Source organism: Collinsella sp. 4_8_47FAA (genome assembly GCF_000763055.1).
GTDB lineage: Bacteria > Actinomycetota > Coriobacteriia > Coriobacteriales > Coriobacteriaceae > Collinsella.
On record NZ_KN214138.1, the window covers coordinates 23,328 to 40,275 of the forward strand.

At 60.6% G+C, this 16,948-nt stretch carries 16 protein-coding genes; 12 read left to right on the top strand and 4 right to left on the bottom strand.

Features of this window, described 5'->3' with window-relative positions:
* Positions 1–443, top strand: a 443-nt coding sequence (locus tag HMPREF9463_RS09135) for an IS3 family transposase (protein ID WP_148334228.1), incomplete at its 5' end; no start/stop codon positions are given.
* Between the two features lie 204 nt (positions 444–647).
* Positions 648–2,495 carry a glutamine--fructose-6-phosphate transaminase (isomerizing) gene (gene glmS / locus HMPREF9463_RS09140; protein ID WP_035138734.1) on the top strand — a complete coding sequence of 616 codons (1,848 nt, stop codon included), beginning with the start codon at positions 648–650 and terminating at the stop codon, positions 2,493–2,495.
* Between the two features lie 113 nt (positions 2,496–2,608).
* On the opposite strand, the gene HMPREF9463_RS09145 is transcribed toward glmS, so the two are convergent.
* Entirely contained in the window at positions 2,609–3,310 is a 702-nt protein-coding gene (locus HMPREF9463_RS09145; RefSeq protein ID WP_050766156.1) for a GntR family transcriptional regulator, read from the bottom strand.
* A 193-nt stretch (positions 3,311–3,503) separates the two neighbouring features.
* Between HMPREF9463_RS09145 and HMPREF9463_RS09150 the strand changes: the two genes are divergently transcribed.
* The 3 genes from HMPREF9463_RS09150 to HMPREF9463_RS09160 all read left to right on the top strand — a co-directional run bounded on the left by HMPREF9463_RS09150 (position 3,504) and on the right by HMPREF9463_RS09160 (position 6,682).
* Complete coding sequence (locus HMPREF9463_RS09150) at positions 3,504–4,538, top strand: YeiH family protein (protein WP_035138735.1); 1,035 nt, start codon at positions 3,504–3,506, stop codon at positions 4,536–4,538.
* Between the two features lie 266 nt (positions 4,539–4,804).
* The gene (locus HMPREF9463_RS09155; RefSeq protein ID WP_035138737.1) at positions 4,805–6,022 is read left to right on the top strand and encodes a helix-turn-helix domain-containing protein; all 1,218 of its coding nucleotides are present in this window, start codon (positions 4,805–4,807) and stop codon (positions 6,020–6,022) included.
* A gap of 84 nt (positions 6,023–6,106) precedes the next feature.
* On the top strand, positions 6,107–6,682 hold the full coding sequence (locus HMPREF9463_RS09160) for a hypothetical protein (protein ID WP_148334224.1): 576 nt from the start codon (positions 6,107–6,109) through the stop codon (positions 6,680–6,682).
* Positions 6,683–6,755: 73 nt separating this feature from the next.
* On the opposite strand, the gene HMPREF9463_RS09165 is transcribed toward HMPREF9463_RS09160, so the two are convergent.
* Positions 6,756–7,277 carry a nitroreductase family protein gene (locus tag HMPREF9463_RS09165; RefSeq protein WP_035138739.1) on the bottom strand — a complete coding sequence of 174 codons (522 nt, stop codon included), beginning with the start codon at positions 7,275–7,277 and terminating at the stop codon, positions 6,756–6,758.
* A 294-nt stretch (positions 7,278–7,571) separates the two neighbouring features.
* Between HMPREF9463_RS09165 and HMPREF9463_RS09170 the strand changes: the two genes are divergently transcribed.
* The 4 genes from HMPREF9463_RS09170 (at position 7,572) to HMPREF9463_RS09185 (ending at position 12,276) form a co-directional block, all read left to right on the top strand.
* On the top strand, positions 7,572–7,862 hold the full coding sequence (locus tag HMPREF9463_RS09170; protein ID WP_006235631.1) for a hypothetical protein: 291 nt from the start codon (positions 7,572–7,574) through the stop codon (positions 7,860–7,862).
* 181 nt (positions 7,863–8,043) lie between these two features.
* On the top strand, positions 8,044–8,544 hold the full coding sequence (locus tag HMPREF9463_RS09175; protein WP_052044210.1) for a MarR family winged helix-turn-helix transcriptional regulator: 501 nt from the start codon (positions 8,044–8,046) through the stop codon (positions 8,542–8,544).
* Positions 8,544–10,268 (top strand): ABC transporter ATP-binding protein, encoded by a 1,725-nt coding sequence (locus tag HMPREF9463_RS09180; RefSeq protein WP_148334225.1) that lies wholly within the window; start codon positions 8,544–8,546, stop codon positions 10,266–10,268. Before HMPREF9463_RS09175 ends, HMPREF9463_RS09180 begins: the two co-directional genes overlap by 1 nt.
* 1 nt (position 10,269) lies before the next feature.
* Positions 10,270–12,276 carry an ABC transporter ATP-binding protein gene (locus HMPREF9463_RS09185; protein WP_035138813.1) on the top strand — a complete coding sequence of 669 codons (2,007 nt, stop codon included), beginning with the start codon at positions 10,270–10,272 and terminating at the stop codon, positions 12,274–12,276.
* A gap of 110 nt (positions 12,277–12,386) precedes the next feature.
* On the opposite strand, the gene cysE is transcribed toward HMPREF9463_RS09185, so the two are convergent.
* Positions 12,387–13,091: a serine O-acetyltransferase gene (cysE, locus tag HMPREF9463_RS09190; protein ID WP_035138740.1), complete on the bottom strand. Its 705-nt coding sequence runs from the start codon at positions 13,089–13,091 to the stop codon at positions 12,387–12,389.
* A 223-nt stretch (positions 13,092–13,314) separates the two neighbouring features.
* Between cysE and HMPREF9463_RS09195 the strand changes: the two genes are divergently transcribed.
* Positions 13,315–13,962, top strand: a complete 648-nt coding sequence (locus HMPREF9463_RS09195; protein WP_035138741.1) for a VTT domain-containing protein — start codon at positions 13,315–13,317, stop codon at positions 13,960–13,962.
* A gap of 288 nt (positions 13,963–14,250) precedes the next feature.
* Positions 14,251–15,303, top strand: a complete 1,053-nt coding sequence (locus HMPREF9463_RS09200; protein WP_035138743.1) for a branched-chain amino acid aminotransferase — start codon at positions 14,251–14,253, stop codon at positions 15,301–15,303.
* Between the two features lie 559 nt (positions 15,304–15,862).
* On the opposite strand, the gene HMPREF9463_RS09205 is transcribed toward HMPREF9463_RS09200, so the two are convergent.
* Positions 15,863–16,414 (bottom strand): LemA family protein, encoded by a 552-nt coding sequence (locus HMPREF9463_RS09205; protein WP_171021549.1) that lies wholly within the window; start codon positions 16,412–16,414, stop codon positions 15,863–15,865.
* A gap of 334 nt (positions 16,415–16,748) precedes the next feature.
* On the opposite strand from HMPREF9463_RS09205, the gene HMPREF9463_RS11615 reads away from it, so the two are divergent.
* Positions 16,749–16,948: helix-turn-helix domain-containing protein (locus HMPREF9463_RS11615; RefSeq protein WP_369796809.1), on the top strand; the 200-nt coding region annotated here is incomplete at its 3' end.

Genomic DNA, 16,948 nt, shown 5'->3' on the forward strand with positions numbered 1-16,948 from the left:
CCGGCGCCAAGGCCTACTGGGCCCCGGTGCTCGACTTCTGCACGAAGGAGATCGTGGCGAGCGACATATCGACCTCGCCGGACCTCGCCCAGCAGCACAGGATGCTCGACCGGCTCCTCGAGGCCCTGCCCGACGGGGCGGCGCCGACCATGCACTCGGACATGGGCTGGCAGTACCAGCACGAGTCCTACGCCTCCAGGCTGGAGGGGGCGGGCATCACCCAGAGCATGTCGCGCAAGGGGAACTGCATCGACAACGCCGCCACCGAGCAGCTCTTCGGCCACGTGAAGGACGAGTTCTACCGCGGCAGGGAGTGGGGCAGCTTCGGGGACTTCAAGCGCGACCTGGAGGAGTACATAGACCATTGGAACACGCGGCGCAGGCAGGTAAGATTGAAGGGCCTGACGCCGGAGGAGTTCCGGAACCGGGCCCTTGCGGCGTAGTCGCTATTTGTTCAGTCCAAGTTTCGGGGCGCAGTTCACTGCCCCCTTCGGGGTGGGGTGTGTGTATCGAGTGGTATTCAAGTTGAGATACCACTTCTGGTATATCAGCTTGCGTTTGCGTGAGTACAATACTCGAACGTTATACGTCTCAGCGCCCCTTGTGCGTGGACGTCTTGCAGTCACGCGAACGAAGGGATTTATCCTATGTGCGGAATTGTCGGCTACACCGGCTCTGATATTGCAAAGAACATCCTAGTCACGGGCCTCAAGCGTATGGAGTATCGCGGCTATGATTCCTCGGGCGTCGCGCTCGAGGTGGGCGAGGGCGCCGCGGCGCACCTCGACGTCATCCGCCGCGTGGGCAAGGTCGCGGGCCTGGAGAGCGAGCTTTCCAACATCGACAGCGACGCTACCTGCGGTATCGGCCATACCCGTTGGGCCACCCACGGCAAGCCCTCCGTCGTTAACGCTCACCCCCACACCAGCTGCGACGGTCGTATCGCCATCGTCCACAACGGCATCATCGAGAACTTCGCCGAGCTGCGCGAAGAGCTGGAGGGCCGCGGCCACCACTTTAAGAGCGAGACCGATACCGAGGTCTTCGCACATCTGATCGAAGAGGCTTATGCCGAGACGCACGACCTGATGGCCTCCGTGCGCGAGGCTTGCACCCACGTGGTCGGTGCCTATGGTCTGGCCGCCGTGTGCGCTGACGAGCCCGGCGTGATCGCCGTGGCCCGCAAGGATTCTCCGATCGTGGTCGGCGCGGGCGAGACCGGCGCCTATGTCGCCTCCGATGTCATCGCGCTCATCGACGCCACCCGCGATGTCGTGGTGCTCGAGGACGGTCAGTTTGCCAAGCTCACGCCCGCAGGCGTCGAGTACACCGACGAGGCCGGCAACGTTATCGAGCCCAAGGTCACCCACATCGACTGGGACCTGGACATGGCAGAAAAGGGCGGTTATCCCGACTTTATGCTCAAGGAAATCCACGAGCAGCCGCGCGTCGTGCGCGACACGCTGGTCGGTCGTATGACGCCGGCCGGCGAGCTTGACATCGACGAGCTGGGCCTTTCGCTCGAGGAGCTCAACGACATCGACCGCGTCTACGTGATCGCTTGCGGAACCAGCTATCACGCTGGCCTCATTGCTAAGAATCTCATTGAGGGCTGGGCTCGCATCCCCACTGAGGTTGAGGCGGCCAGCGAGTTTCGTTATCGCAATCCCATCATCACGCCGACGACGCTCGTCGTTGCCGTGTCCCAGTCGGGCGAGACGGCCGATACCCTTGCCGCCATTCGCGACGCGCGCATCAAGGGTGCCAAGGTCTTCGGCATCACCAACGTGGTGGGCAGCCCCGTGGCGCGTGAGAGCGACGGCGTCATCTACACCAAGGCCAACAAGGAGATCGCGGTCGCCTCGACCAAGAGCTTCATCGGCCAGGTCGTGAGCCTCACGCTGCTGGCTTTGCTGTTGGCGCAGGTCAAGTACCGTCTGACCACCAAGCAGGCGCGCATGCTGTTCCGCGAGCTTTCCGATACGGCCGAGCAGATCCAGTGGATTTTGGATACCCAAACCGAGGCCGTTCATGAGGCCGCCCTGCTGTGCAAGGACGCGCAGTCGGCGCTGTTCGTGGGCCGTGGCATGGGTGCCGCTATTTCCTACGAGGGCGCGCTCAAGCTCAAGGAAGTCAGCTACCTGCACGCCGAGGCATATGCCGCCGGTGAGATGAAGCACGGCCCTATTGCCCTGATCGACCCGGGCTTCCCTGTCATCGCCGTGGCCACCAAGAGTGCCACCTACGACAAGACCGTGTCGAACCTTATGGAGTGCAAGGCGCGCGGCGCCAAGGTCATCGTCGTTGCTACCGAGGGCGACGAGGAGATCAACAAGATTGCCGACTGCATCATCCGCGTGCCGGCAGTCCGCGACGTGTTCAGCCCCATCACGGCGAGTGTCCCGCTGCAGCTGCTCGCCCGCGAGGTCGCCATCCTGCGCGGCTGCGACGTCGACCAGCCCCGTAACCTGGCCAAGAGCGTCACGGTAGAGTAGTTGGTTCCGCCGTTCTAGCGACTAAGGCCCGGCTCCGCATCAAGATGGAGCCGGGCCTTGTTTCATTTGCCCAGATAAAACCTGCCAAAATGAACCTGTCCCTATTTGGCAGGTTAGCGGAGCTTGCTGGTCTCGAAGTACTCGGGGAACTGGTCCAGAACCTCGGTCTGGTTGCGGAACATCATATGCAGGTGCTTGCTGACCAAAAAGCTCGCTTCGATGGGGTCGCGACCGGCGATAGCGCGGCGAATCTGCTTGTGCTCATTCACGATGTCCTGATTGTCGAGAACCTGCGTGGCGGCGCGCAGCCAGCGGAAGCGCTCCAGGTCGGCATTGGTCTCTTCGAGCCACGACCACACGGTGCTGCGACATGCGATGCTAAAAATCATGTGATGCATGAGGTTGTCGCTCAAAAAGAAGCCGATGCGATCCTCTTCGGCCATGGCCTTTTCCTGCAGCACGATGGCGCGGTCGAGCTGCTCGATGCCGGCCGACGTGGCGCGCGCACAGCACTCCACAATCACCTGCTTTTCCAGATGCTCGCGGATGTAACAGGCACTCTCGGCAAGGGTGAGGTTGATGGGCGAGACGTAGGTACCGCTCTGGGGCACGGTGCGCACCAGGCCTTCCTGCGCCAAACGAACCAAAGCCTCGCGCACAGGGGTGCGCCCCATATCCAGGTCGTCGCAAAGTTGCTTGACGCCCAGCTTTTCGCCCGGCTTGTAGTCCAGGTAGACGATTTTGCGTCGAATGGTGTGGTAGGACTGGTCCTGTAGGCTCGTTTCCTGCTCGCCGACGTGCATCGATTCTTCCATAGCGCCTCGCAACTGTTCTATCAAACTCATATGTCAGTTGTTAATTATGCCGCGAATCAGCTTTCCGCGGTGGGTAATTCGGCTGTTGCCTGAGAACTATTGCGGCATCTTAGTCTGTGTTTGCGCAAGGCTGCGCTCAATGTTGCCGTATCATAAGCCGTCGCAAACGTGAAATAGAAAGAAGGAATCCCATATGCAACTGGCAAACATCGTACGCGAGCGCTGGAAAGGCGTCTTGTTCTGCCTGATCATCGCTATCCCCGCGACGTTGCTCGGCAAACAAATTGAGGTGGTCGGCGGGCCGGTATTTGCCATCCTCTTTGGCATGGTCCTGGCGCTCGTCTTTCCCAAGAATCGTCGCGAACAGCTCGCCGCCGGCATTACCTATACGTCCAAAAAAGTCTTGCAGTACGCGGTTATCCTGCTTGGCTTTGGCATGAACCTCTCCCAGATCCTGTCCAAGGGCGCCCAGTCGCTGCCGATTATCGTGGCGACGATCTCGACCTCGCTTGTCATCGCCTTTGTGCTCTGCCGCGTCATGAACGTGCCGGGTAAGATCGCGACGCTTGTGGGTGTGGGTTCGTCGATTTGCGGCGGTTCTGCCATCGCCGCGACCGCACCCGTCATCGATGCCGACGATCGCGAGATTGCCCAGGCTATTTCGGTCATCTTCCTGTTTAACGTTATCGCGGCGCTCGTGTTTCCGACGCTCGGCGGCATGCTCGGGCTGACCAACGAGGGCTTTGGCCTGTTTGCCGGCACCGCCATCAACGATACCTCGTCCGTAACGGCTGCGGCGAGCGCCTGGGACAGCATGCATCCCGGCGCCAATGTGCTCGAGAGCGCCACGGTGGTCAAGCTCACCAGGACGCTGGCCATCATTCCCATCACGCTGGCGCTTGCTTGCTGGCAGATGCATCTGGCGCGCAAGGCCGGCGGCGACGCTAGGAGCACGTTCTCGCTTAAACGCGCGTTTCCCATGTTTGTGCTGTTCTTTGTGCTGGCGAGTGTGATCACCACGGTGTTTCAGCTTCCCGTGTCCATCACGGCGCCCATCAAGGAGCTGTCGAAATTCTTTATTGTGATGGCCATGGCGGCTATTGGTTTTAATACCGATATCGTTGAGCTGGTCAAAAAGGGCGGCAAGCCCATCGCGCTGGGCTTTTGCTGCTGGATTGGCATTGCGTGCATGAGTTTGGGAATGCAGCACGTGCTGGGAATCTGGTAGAGAAGTAGCTTATTTGCGTGCTGCGTGCTGGTGAGCGCATTCTCACGGTGGAGCGATAGGAGCTCTTGCGGGTATGGCTTGTCCGCAGGTTTATAAGTCCCGAAGAGCTCTTATCGCCCCGCCAGGATGGCGATGCGGGGCAACACCTATACTCGCAGGACGGCGCTTTCTGCCCTATAGTGTTTGGTGAGCAATATCGTTCAATTTTGAAACACTCGGTCGTGCGACCGTCGGCGGTTGCACGTCGCTGCGGACAGAGGCGAATCATGGATAGCGATGCCAAGCTGAACATCTTGACCGAGGCCCTGGCTGCTGCCGGGGCCTCGGCATTGGCAATCGATGCGCGTGGGGACGTCGCGATCTCGACCATGAATGACGCGGCGCTTGAGCGGGATGTGGCGACTTTTGTTGCCGAACGCCTCGACCGTATAGGAGACGGCGCGCGTCTTGTTATGGGGCGCGCGGGTACGCGCCTGAGCCTGACCGTTCGCCCCACCGACAAAGAGGGCGGGGGCCTTTGGGCCGTCGTGGTCCGCGAGGTGCGCGGCGCCGCGGCGCATGCGGGCATCGAGTGGCTCAACGCCGACGAGGTTGAGGCCCGCTACGAATCGAGCGCGTACGGCATCGCTGAGGGGGCGGCCTCGGTGGCTGCGCCGGTTGCAGAGAGTTACGCGCGCGGTGTGCCCCTTATGCTCGAGGGCGAGCTGGGAGCGGGTCAGGTCGAGATCGCCAAGCGCCTCTATCTGGACGGTCCTTTTGCCGGTCAGCCCTTTGTTTCCGTTGCGCTCGATGAGCTCACCGAGCGCGGTTGGCGCCATGTGCTCAAAAGCGCCGAATCGCCGTTGTTCCAAACAGGGCTGACCCTTTGCATTGAGGGCTGGAACGCGGTTGGCCCCCAGCGCCTCCGCGAGCTGGTCTCCACGATGGCCGACACCGCGTTGGCGACGCGCTGCCATGTGGTGCTGACGGCGAATGACATGCCGGGCGGCAGCGAAAGTGATCAAGCCGCCTTTGTGACCGAGCGCTTCGCCTGTGCGGTGAGCGTGGCGCCGGCAATCGCCGAGCAGGGAGCCGCGTCGACGAAGGTTGCGCGCTATTTGGAATATCTCGCTGATGCATTTGGGACGGCAACGCCCGCGCTGTCTGCCGCGGCGACGAAGACGCTCGATGCTTACCGCTGGCCGCGCAACTATCTGCAGCTCCGCGAGGTCTCGGAACGACTGTATATATTGGTGGGGGCGGGCACGGTGGACCGCGCTGTGGCGGAGGAAGTGCTCGCCCAAGAGGACGTGATTAAGACCGCAACCTTTGGCGCCCCGACGCTCGAAAGTGACCTGTATATCCTGCGACCGCTGGCCGATACCGAGCGAGATATCGCGCATCTGGTTGTAGACCATCTCCACGGCAACCGAACCCGTGCGGCGGAGGTGCTGGGCATAAGCCGTACAACTCTGTGGCGCTTGCTGAAGGACGATGACCGTTGAGCGTCGCGCCCGTGACCGCGCGCGACGCGTGTGCTACAGTCCAAAGCGTTATTGTTTCGATTTGGTTACGGCGTGCGAGGGCATATGGCTGAGACTTCAAAACCGAGCCGCAGAAGGCGGAGTGCCGCGCCGGTCAACCGACGCACGACATCGGTGACGTGGGGCAAACACGCCTCGGGGTTTGATGGCTCGTTCAAGCGCACTAAATACGGCTATCCTTCGGCAAGCGCTCGCTTGGCAATGCAGGCAGAGTCCTCGCTGTGGGGCCGCAAACGCGTGGTGGGCTCAAAGCTCAAGCACGACGGAACGCTCGGCTACATCAGCCGCGGGGCGGCTCGCCGCAGCGGGCTCAATCCCGCCGGCTGGCATCGCTACGTGCCGATCGTGGCCGCCGTTGCAGTGATCGTCATCGCACTCGCTGCGCTTGGCTATGCCGGCGGTGGCGCCAACTTGGACGCAGTGTTTAAATCGCCCGAGCTCGCGCATGCAGGTACAGAAGTTGTCGAGGGCGCTCAGACCCAGACGGGCGTCGCGCCCCAGCGTGGTATCGTTGCGGCGGCCTCCACCATCGCCGATGCGCAAAAGGACGAAGACAAGCAAGGCGACGACGCCGAAACGGCCCAGGCAAATGAAACGGCAACAACTCCATCGGCGGGATAAGTTGCGAGTGGGGCAGCAAATTTGGGACGGGGCCTTTCAGCGGGTCCGCCGTTCGGTAGAACGGCGGAACTAATTACTTTACGTACACCACGTTGTCGCGGCGCGGCTTTGCCTCGGGTAGCGTGTCCTCGGCGTAGCCAAGAATGCAGTTACCGACACCGCGCAGGCTGCCGTCGGCGGGCAGGCCCCAGCTGGCCAGCAGCTCCAGGCCCTCGGGCGAGTCAAAGACCTCATGCGCGCGGTGAATCCAGCACGAATCGACACCCAGTGCATAGGCGGCGTTGAGCAGGTTGCCCATGGCGAGCGAGCCGTCTTCCAGATGTGTGGGCACGCTGCGGTCAACCAGCACCACCACAACGGTCTTGGCGCCATAGAAGGGGTCGCTGTTGCTGCCCATGACCTGGGCGTTGAGCTGTGAGAGACGCTCGACGGTCACGGGGTCGGTGACGGCGACAAACGTCACCGGTTGGCGGCCCATGCCGCTCGGTGCATATTGGCCGGCTTCGATAATACGCGCAAGCTTTTCGGCCTCGACGGGACGATCGCTGTAGTTGCGGCAGCTGCGGCGGTGAATGAGCGCTTCGATGGTCTCCATGGTGTCTCCTTGCGGTGGCGTTGCAGATGCCACGTTCATACCCGTCGGGCTCAAACGATAGACGGTCAATTGCCCGGCCAAAAGGATGGATTCCAATTGGGAAAGTGGGTTTGCATAAAAGTACCTTCAGAATGTGACAAACAAATGGGATGGTTAAACGTTTTATCCCGTCTACCCTGCGGTTTTTTACCACTTGCCTAAATGACGAACGCATAACCTCTGATAAAGGTTTTACTAAAGGAGCACCAACGTTTATCAACGCGCCATGGTGGCGCCGGGCCAGGAGGTAACATCATGTTCCAGGCTGGAGATGTCGTCGAGACCGACTTCGAAGGATTTCTGAAGCTGCTGCGTTCCAAGACGCGCGCTTTCGTGTCGATCAACGATCACGAGTACTACATCACGCACACCGATGGCTATTGGCGTGTTCAGGATTGCGAGGCCCTCAACGACAAGGGCCACTTTACTGACTGCTCCGAGCTGGTCAACACGGTCTGCGAGGTCGTCGAGCTGCCGTGGATTGCCGGCAAGAGCCTGCATGACAGCTTCTCGGGCGCTACGGTCTATGAGGCCGTCGCCGCTTAACAGGCAATAAAACCCGATTTTCACGTGACCGCTGGCGCCGCCCCCGCGCCGGCGGTCTTTTTCTGCCGATAGGCCATAAAAATGCACGCATTCGCGGAGAGCCTGTTGACGATAGTCAAAACTCGGACTAATCTAGAGACACATAATTGGTCAAAAATCGGACAATCGAATGGTGGGATAGATGAATAGTGCGGTTGCGCTGGTCGACTTCGACCGGTTGATCAATGGACTCGACCATATCTATTCGGAGTTCTCGCGCGCCTGCGGCCTTTCGGACTGCGCCTATTGGATGCTCGTCGACACCAGCACGGCGGGCGGCAGTATTGCCGTAAGCCGTCTGACAAGCGAATGGTTCTACAGCAAGCAGACCATCAACTCGGCAATTAAAACCTTGACGGCGCGGGGTTTCGCAACGTTGGAGTTTGCCGAAGGCAGTCGTAAGAACAAGGTTGTGAGCCTGACCGAAGAGGGCAGGCGATTTGCCGAGCGTTATGCGCTGCCGGCACTCAAGGCCGAGCAGCGAGCCTTTGGCGCGCTTGAGCCGTGTGAGCAGCGCGAGATTATGCGCTTGATCGGAAAATTTTCCCATGCGCTCGGCGATGAGTGCGGTGCCTTTAAGCAGCATATCGCTGCCGAGAGCCAAGCCGAGAATCAAGGTGAGGGGGAGTCGTGCGACTGCTAATGAGGTTTATGAAGCCATATCGAGGGCTTGTCGCAGTGACGCTGCTGGTGCTGCTGGTGGATAACGTCGGTACGCTGTTGGTTCCCACGATGCTGGCGAACATGGTCAACACCGGTATTACCACGGGCGATGTCGACTACATTTTACGCAACGGCCTATACATGTTTATCGCGACCAGCATGGCTAGCGGCGGCACGGTGCTGGGCTGCTATCTTTCGGCGCGCCTGGCCGCCAACGTGGCTTGCGATATCCGCAATGCCGTGTACGACAAATCGCTCGAGCTCGCGGCCAGCGATTTTGAGCGCTTTGGCACCGGATCGATGATCACGCGCTCGCTCAACGACATCAACGTGATTCAGCAGGCGATTCTGCAGACGATTCAGCTGGTGCTGCCCGTGCCGTTTTTGGCTGTGGCGGGCATCATCTTCGCCTGGTTTATCGATCCCGCCATGGGCACGCTTCTGGGCGTAGTCGTTGCGATTGTGCTGGTGGCGGCGGTCTTTACGGTTGCCAACGCGGCGCCGATTTTTATGCGCCTACAGGGCTTTATCGACCGCATGAACGTGGTGCTGCGCGAGAATATTGTGGGCGTGCGCGTCATCCGTGCGTTTAACAAGGAGCGCCACGAGGAACGGCGTCTGGACGAGGTGTTTAGCGAATACGCCGCCAACGCCATCAAAGTCAACCACCTGTTTGTGGGCCTCGACAGCTCAAGCTTCTTTTTGATGAACATCGCCGAGGTGGCGGTGCTGTGGGTGGGCGGCAACCGCGTGGGCGCCCACGCCATGCAGATTGCGAGTATCTCGGCGGTGCTGGAGTATGCAATTCTGATCCTGTTCTTTGTGATGATGGCCCAGATGGTGGTGCTGACGCTTCCGCGTGCTGCCGCGTGCCTGAACCGTGCGCAGCAGGTGTTGGAGATTGAGCCGAGCATCGTCGATGGCGAGCGCACGCTGGATGACGGGGCGCGCGAGCCCCAAGACGAAGCCGATGCGGTGGCCGTGTTCGACCACATGTCGTTTCGCTTTGACGATGCCGACGAGGACACCCTGTGCGACCTGAGCTTTGCCTGCCGTCGCGGTCAGACGACTGCGATCGTTGGCTCGACAGGCTCGGGCAAATCGACGGTGGCAAAGCTCCTGCTGCGCTTCCACGATGCCACCAAGGGCTCCATTCGCCTGAATGGTGTGGACCTGCGCGAGCTTACGCAAGACGAAATCCGCGGGCGCATTGCCTATGTGCCGCAGAAGGCGTGGCTGTTCTCGGGCACGGTGGCGAGCAACCTTCGCTTTGGTAACGAAGGCGCGATCGAGGGCGACATGCTTCATGCGCTTGAGGTTGCCCAGAGCACCTTTGTACTCGACCAACCGCAGGGGCTCGATACCCCGGTTGCCCAGGGCGGTACGAACTTTTCGGGCGGCCAGCGCCAGCGTTTGGCAATCGCCCGTGCGCTCATGAAGCATGCCGATCTATATATCTTCGATGACAGTTTTTCGGCCCTGGACTTTAAGACCGATGCCGCCTTGCGCCATGCGTTGCGGGACGAGACGTGCGATGCCGCGGTGCTCATCATCGCCCAGCGCATCTCGACTATTTTGCATGCCGATCAGATCGTGGTGCTCAAAGACGGCAAGATCGTGGGCCTAGGCACGCACGACGAGCTTATGGAAACCTGCGAGGTGTACCGCGCTATCGCGGAATCGCAGATGAAGGGAGGTGAGTAGCATGACCGAGGAGCTCAAGAAGCAGGGCGGCGTTGATGACGCCGCTGCCGCGGGACTGGTCGAGGAAACGGCTGCCGCGTCGACCGAGCTGGATGACGCCGCCAAGGCTGCAGCCGAGCGCGAGGCTCGCCGCCAAGCGCTCTACGAGGAAAACGAACGTGCCGAGGACGAGCGCGCCCGCGCCGAGGCAGAGCGCATGCGCGACGTGGACGACGAAGACGAGGACGAGACGCCCCGCGACACCTGGGCGACGGTGCGCCGCCTGTGGAGCGAGGCCGCCGGCGACCATTGGCGCTTCTATATCGTGTTCGCGAGCATTGTGTTCTATGTCATCTTTAACACCGCCGCGCCGGCATATAGCGCCCGCGTGATCGATGAGCTGTGGGGCCACATTCAGGTGGCGTTTGCCAACGACACCACTTTCAGCATCACCTGGGAGAACTGCGGCAAGACCATTTTCGTCTACTTTATGATCTGGACTGCCGCTGCCTCGTTCTATGCGCTCCAGAGCTTTTTGATGTCGAGCGTGGCCGAACGCCTCAATCTGCGCCTGCGCAACCGCATCGCGCAAAAGCTCAACCGTCTGCCGCTCGCCTATTTTGACGCGCATCGTCCCGGCGAGGTCGTCAGCCGCGCGACCAACGACCTGGACAAGATGTCCGAGAGCATGCAGCGCGGATTGCTGCAGCTGCTCGTGTCGATCGGCACGGTTGTTGGTGCTGTGAGCGTGATGTTCGTGTTCAGCGTGCAGCTTACGCTCGTCTTTCTGTTCTTTACGGCACTGTCGCTGCTGGTGACGAAGGTCGTCTCGCGCCGCACACACGATGTGACGGGCGAGCGCCAGGAGTGGGTGTCCAAGATTACGAGTGCGGTCGAGGAAGGCTATTCGGGCCGTCTGGTGATCCGCGCGTTTAACCGCGAACGTCAGAGCTCCGCTGAGGTGCACGAGGCTTCGAAGGAACTGGCTCGTGTGAGCACCAAGGCCGACTTTATGATCAATGCTGTCGGCCCCGCAGTGCGCTTTATCGGCCGTTTGGCGCAGATCGTTATTGCGCTTGTGGGCTGCAGCATGCTGGTTGCCGGTCACATGACCGTCGGCGTGTTCCAGGCGTTCTTCCAGTTTATCTACGAGGCGTCCGAGCCCATGACGCAGTTGTCGTTTACCTTCAACTCGCTGCAGAGCGCGCTGGCGAGTGCAGAGCGCGTGTTCGACCTGCTCGATGAGCCCGAGATGGAGGCCGATCCGCTGCCGGACAAGGCCGCCAAGCTGCCGGGTCGCGTGGAGGGCCGCGTCTCCTTTGAGCATGTGCGCTTTGGTTATTCGCCCGACAAGCCGCTTATGCGCGACGTGTCGTTTACCGCCGAGCCGGGCCAGAAGATTGCCGTGGTGGGAACCACGGGCGCGGGCAAGACGACGCTCATCAACCTGCTCATGCGCTTCTACGAGATTGACGGCGGGCGTATTACGCTCGACGGCGTGGATACGAGCCGCATGGACCGCGGCGAGCTACGGCAGCAGTTTGGCATGGTGCTGCAGGACGCCTGGCTGTTCGATGGCACGATTGCCGAAAACATCGCCTACGGCTGCCCCGAGGCGACGCGCGAGGAGATTGTCGCGGCCGCTCGTGCCGCGCAGGTCGACTTCTTTGTGCGCACCATGCCGCAGGGCTACGACACGCGCGTGGCCAACGATGCCGAGAGCATCAGCCAGGGCCAGCGTCAGCTGCTGACCATCGCACGCGTGCTGCTCAATAACCCGGCGATTCTCATCCTGGACGAGGCGACCTCAAGCGTGGATACGCGTACCGAGCTTGCCATCGGTCGTGCCATGGACGCGCTCATGCGCGGGCGCACGAGCTTTGTGATCGCGCACCGCCTGTCGACGATCGTGGACGCCGACCTGATCTTGGTCATGGATCACGGCAACATTATCGAGCAGGGCACGCATAAGGAGCTGCTGGCTGCCGAGGGTGCCTACGCCGACCTCTATCTGAGCCAGTTCGCATAATGTGACAAAGGGACAGTCTCTTTGCCACATCACAAATAAGGCGCGCCGGGGATGAATTCCCTGGCGCGCCTTTGCGTTGATGCCGATGTCGTTTTGTGCCGCTTGCGTTCCTAGCGTTCGTCCACGAGCTTGGCGACGAGGGCCTTGAGCTCGGCCACCTCTCGCTCGAGTTCCTTGACGCGGCGGGCATTCTCGGTGATGCCCTGGCGGTTGAGGGCGGACTGCTCGGCGGCGTCATCGGGCATGTACTCGCGATGCTGCTTGGCGTCGAAACTCTCCTCGAACACACGGCAGCCGTTGCGCTTGATGATGCGTCCCGGCACGCCCACGACGGTGCAGTTGTCGGGGACGTCCTTAACGACGACCGAGTTGCCGCCGATCTTGACGTTGTTGCCGATGCGGATGTTGCCGAGCACCTTGGCGCCCGTGCCCACCGTGACATTGTTGCCCAGGGTGGGGTGACGCTTGCCGGTCTCGTTGCCGGTGCCGCCGAGCGTGACGCCCTGGTAGAGCACACAGTTGTCGCCCACAATGGTGGTCTCGCCGATGACGACGCCCATGGCGTGGTCGATAAAGAAGTGCTTGCCAATCTGCGCGGCAGGGTGAATCTCGACGCCGGTGATGTGGCGGGTGATTTGCGAGAGCACGCGGGCGAGCGAGCGATGACCGTGCTCCCACAGCCAGTGCTCGGGCACGTGGTTCCACTTGGCGTGCAGGCCAGGATAGGAAAGAAAGATGACCAGACCGTTTTGCGCGGCGGGGTCCTGCGCCTGGACGGTCTTGATATCCTCGCGAATGGTATTGATAAAGCTCACCGGCCGTCCTCCCTTAGCGCCATGGCAATGCGATTCAATAAAGTATAGCGATTTGCTAGGGATTAGGAAGGACAATCTTGGCGCCATTGCGCTACAGATGTCAGTTATGCAAACTTGCTGGTAATGGAGTCATGCTTTTGTGGGGTTGCGCACGAGGGGGCACCGCAACCGTATACTGGTCAACTTGGACGTATCCGCGCCCACAACTGAGAGGTTTTACTTCATGGGTTTCATCAATTTTATCGCCGAGCTGCTTAAGGATCCGCGCACCGCGATCGCCAGCTGGATCGCCGCCGGCCCGCTTATGGCCTACGGCTGCGTGTTCCTGATCATCTTTATCGAGACGGGCGTGGTGTTCTTCCCGTTCCTTCCTGGCGATTCACTGCTGTTTGCTTCGGGCTTCTTTGCCCACAACGGTGGCTTTAACATCGTGGCCCTGCTGGCCATCGCATGGGCCGCTGCCATTTTGGGCGATCAGTGCAACTTTATGATCGGTCACTTCTTTGGCAAAAAGATCATCGCTTCGGGCAAGGTCAAGGCTATGACGCCCGAGCGCATCAAAAAGTCCGAGGACTTCTTGGACAAGTGGGGCCACCTGGCCATCTTCCTCGGCCGCTTCTTCCCGTTTATCCGCACCTTTGTGCCCTTTATCGCCGGTATGGGCGGCATGCACTGGCGCAACTTTGTCGTCTACAACGTACTGGGTGGTATTACCTGGTCGACGCTCTTTACACTGCTGGGCTACTTCTTTGGCGGTATCCCCTTTGTGCAGGAGCACTTTGAGCTGCTAATCGTTGGCATCGTTGCCGTGTCGATCATCCCGACCGTGGTCGGTCTGGTTAAGGCTAAGCTGGGCAAAAAGAACGCGTAGCTCGAGCCAGCACGCAAACCGTGCAGTCGAGGCCCGTCACCGCTTACGGTGGCGGGCCTCTTTGCTTCGGTCAAATGAAAATACTTTAGTTAGTTAAAGAAAAACGTTTTATCCGACGCGCGCGCGGAGTACAATCTCGTGCATGCGAATCGGCGTGCCATCGGCTTTGATGCCGTTTGCGTGTCCCGTCCGGCTCTACGCTCCGGGCGTGCGACGTTGCGACGCGGCCGGCCTCGGTCCTTGCGTGCGGGTTCGCGAGTTTGCAACTGTGTATGTAAGGAGCGACATATGACTGTCGAGAAGAAGGATATCGATTGGGGTAGCCTCGGCTTTGGCTACATGAAGACCGATTACAGCTACGAGGCTCATTGGAAGGATGGCGAGTGGGACGAGGGCGGCCTGACCACCGACCACACCCTGCATGTCTCCGAGTGCGGCGGTATCTTCCATTACTGCCAGGAGGTCTTTGAGGGCCTGAAGGCCTACACCGCCGAGGACGGCAGCATCGTCTGCTTCCGTCCCGACATGAACGCTGAGCGTATGTATAACTCTGCCCAGCGCCTCGAGATGCCCCCGTTTCCCAAGGACAAGTTCGTTGAGGCCGTCAAGCAGGTCGTTTCTGCCAACGCCGCCTGGGTTCCGCCCTTCGGTTCCGGCGCGACCCTGTACGTGCGTCCGTTTATGATCGGCTCCGGTGACGTGATCGGCGTGGCTCCCGCTCCTGAGTACACGTTCCGCATTCTCGTGACCCCGGTCGGTCCGTACTTTAAGGGCGGCCTCAAGCCCGTCAAGCTGCGCGTTTCCGAGTATGACCGTGCTGCACCGCACGGCACCGGCAACATCAAGGCCGGCCTGAACTACGCCATGTCTCTTAAGCCCACGATGGAGGCCCATCGCGAGGGCTATGCCGAGAACCTGTATCTCGACTCCGAGTCCCGCACCTATGTCGAGGAGACCGGTGGCGCCAACGTCCTGTTCGTGAAAGAGGATGGCACGCTCGTCGTTCCGCAGTCGCACACCGACTCCATCCTGCCCTCTATCACCCGTCGTTCGCTCGTTCAGGTTGCTCAGGACCTGGGCATGACCGTTGACCAGCGCCCCGTCGAGTGGGCCGAGGTCAAGGCCGGCACCTTTGTGGAGTGCGGCCTGTGCGGCACCGCTGCCGTCATCTCTCCGGTTGGCGAAATCGACAACAAGGTTTACGGCGCCGACGAGACCGTGACCTTCCCGGCTGGATACACCGAGATCGGCCCTGTGATGAAGAAGCTTCGCGAGACCCTGACTGGTATCCAGTCTGGTGCTGTCGAGGACAAGCACAACTGGGTTTACACCGTCGCGTAATTTGTCTTACCTATCCGGGCAGAGAACAAGTTCCCTCCCGGCGCGTCCTCGGACATGCAAGAAGCCCTCGCTGCGCACTTCGTGCGGCGAGGGCTTCTTGCGTCCTGCGGAGTGCGCCGGGAGGGAACTTGTTCTCTGCCCTGCGGGTTCGGCGATGTCACAACGGGCAATGATTAATCTGAATAAAGATGGTGCGCGGCCTTTTAGGCTGCGCTTTTGCTTTGCTTCGCGCCATGTGGGGGCGGTGGCGACGTGCATTTTTGCGAGTATTCTGCAGTCGAAGGTCCCTGCATACCGATCTCGGGCAAAAAATCGGGAGTTCTCGATGTTTTCTACGAATGATGGGCGGGGTTATGGGCTGGCAGCGTTTGATTTGCAGGGATATTCGCGGTCTTTGGCATTTATCGTGGCGCCCGAAGCTCTTGGTTATGTTGAATACTCCTAAAAATGCACGACGCTTAGAGGGGGACCTTCGCGAAAAAGGAAACCGCCCCGTCGAAGTATGCATTCGACGGGGCGGTTTATGCATTTGGCCGATTAAGGATGCGCTGTCAAACTACTAGAACTTGACGGTCGGGGCCTGGCGGGCTGCTTCGGCGGCCTCGAAGCCCTGGCGCTCCTTAAACTGGAAGATGCCGGCAAAGATGACAGCCGGGAACGTCTGAATGGCGTTGTTGTAGCTGAGCACGCAATCGTTGTAGCTCTGGCGTGCATAGCTAATCTTGTTCTCGGTATCCTCGAGCGATGCCTGCAGCTGCGTAAAGTTGGTGTTTGCCTTAAGATCGGGATAGGCCTCGGCTACGGCGAAGAGCTGACGCAGCGCACCGGTCAGCACGTTGTCGGCTTCCATCTTGGCTTCGGGCGTGGTGGCCTTGACGGCGGTGTTACGCGCGCTGATCACGGCGGAGAGCGTCTCCTGCTCGTGCTTGGCGTAGCCCTTGACGGTCTCGACCAGGTTGGGGATCAGGTCGTTGCGACGCTGCAGCTGCGTATCGATGTTCTGCCAGGCGTTATCGATGCGGTTACGCTTGGTGACCATGTTGTTGTAGATGCCGGCGATGGCGCAGGCAATCACAATGACAACAACGATGCCGATGATGACGGGAAGCATGATGTCTCCGTTTCGAATGGCCGCGGCGGCATGCGCCAGCTGCCGTTGGTATAACGCTACTAGTATACCCGCAACGTTTTGTCGTGCCGAACTTTCCGGTAAGCGTTGTGTTTTCGGCGGGGTTGGCCTTGATTATCAACTTCATCCGAACACTTCCCACATTCATCCGCACATGTGCGGATGAATGTGGGAACCCGATACCCTGAGGGCCGGACCGGCCGGCCCCGGGAGATCGGAGGACGGCATGTCCGGAAAGAAGAATAGGGGCTCCGCGAGGGCGGTCCCGAGGGCCTACGGAAGGCTCACGAGGCACGAGCGGGACACGGTCCAGAGGATGCTGGAGCGCGGGGCCTCGTGCAGGGAGATCGCGAGGGAGCTGGGCAGGTCGCCCTCGACGGTGAGCGCCGAGGTGGCGTCGCACAGGTTCGTGACGGCGCCGAAGCCCAGGCGCGGCGAGCGCGTGGACGCCTCCGCCGACCTGTCGGCGGCCTGCCCGCGCCTGGCCGCGTGGCCGCGATGCTGCAACGGCTGCGG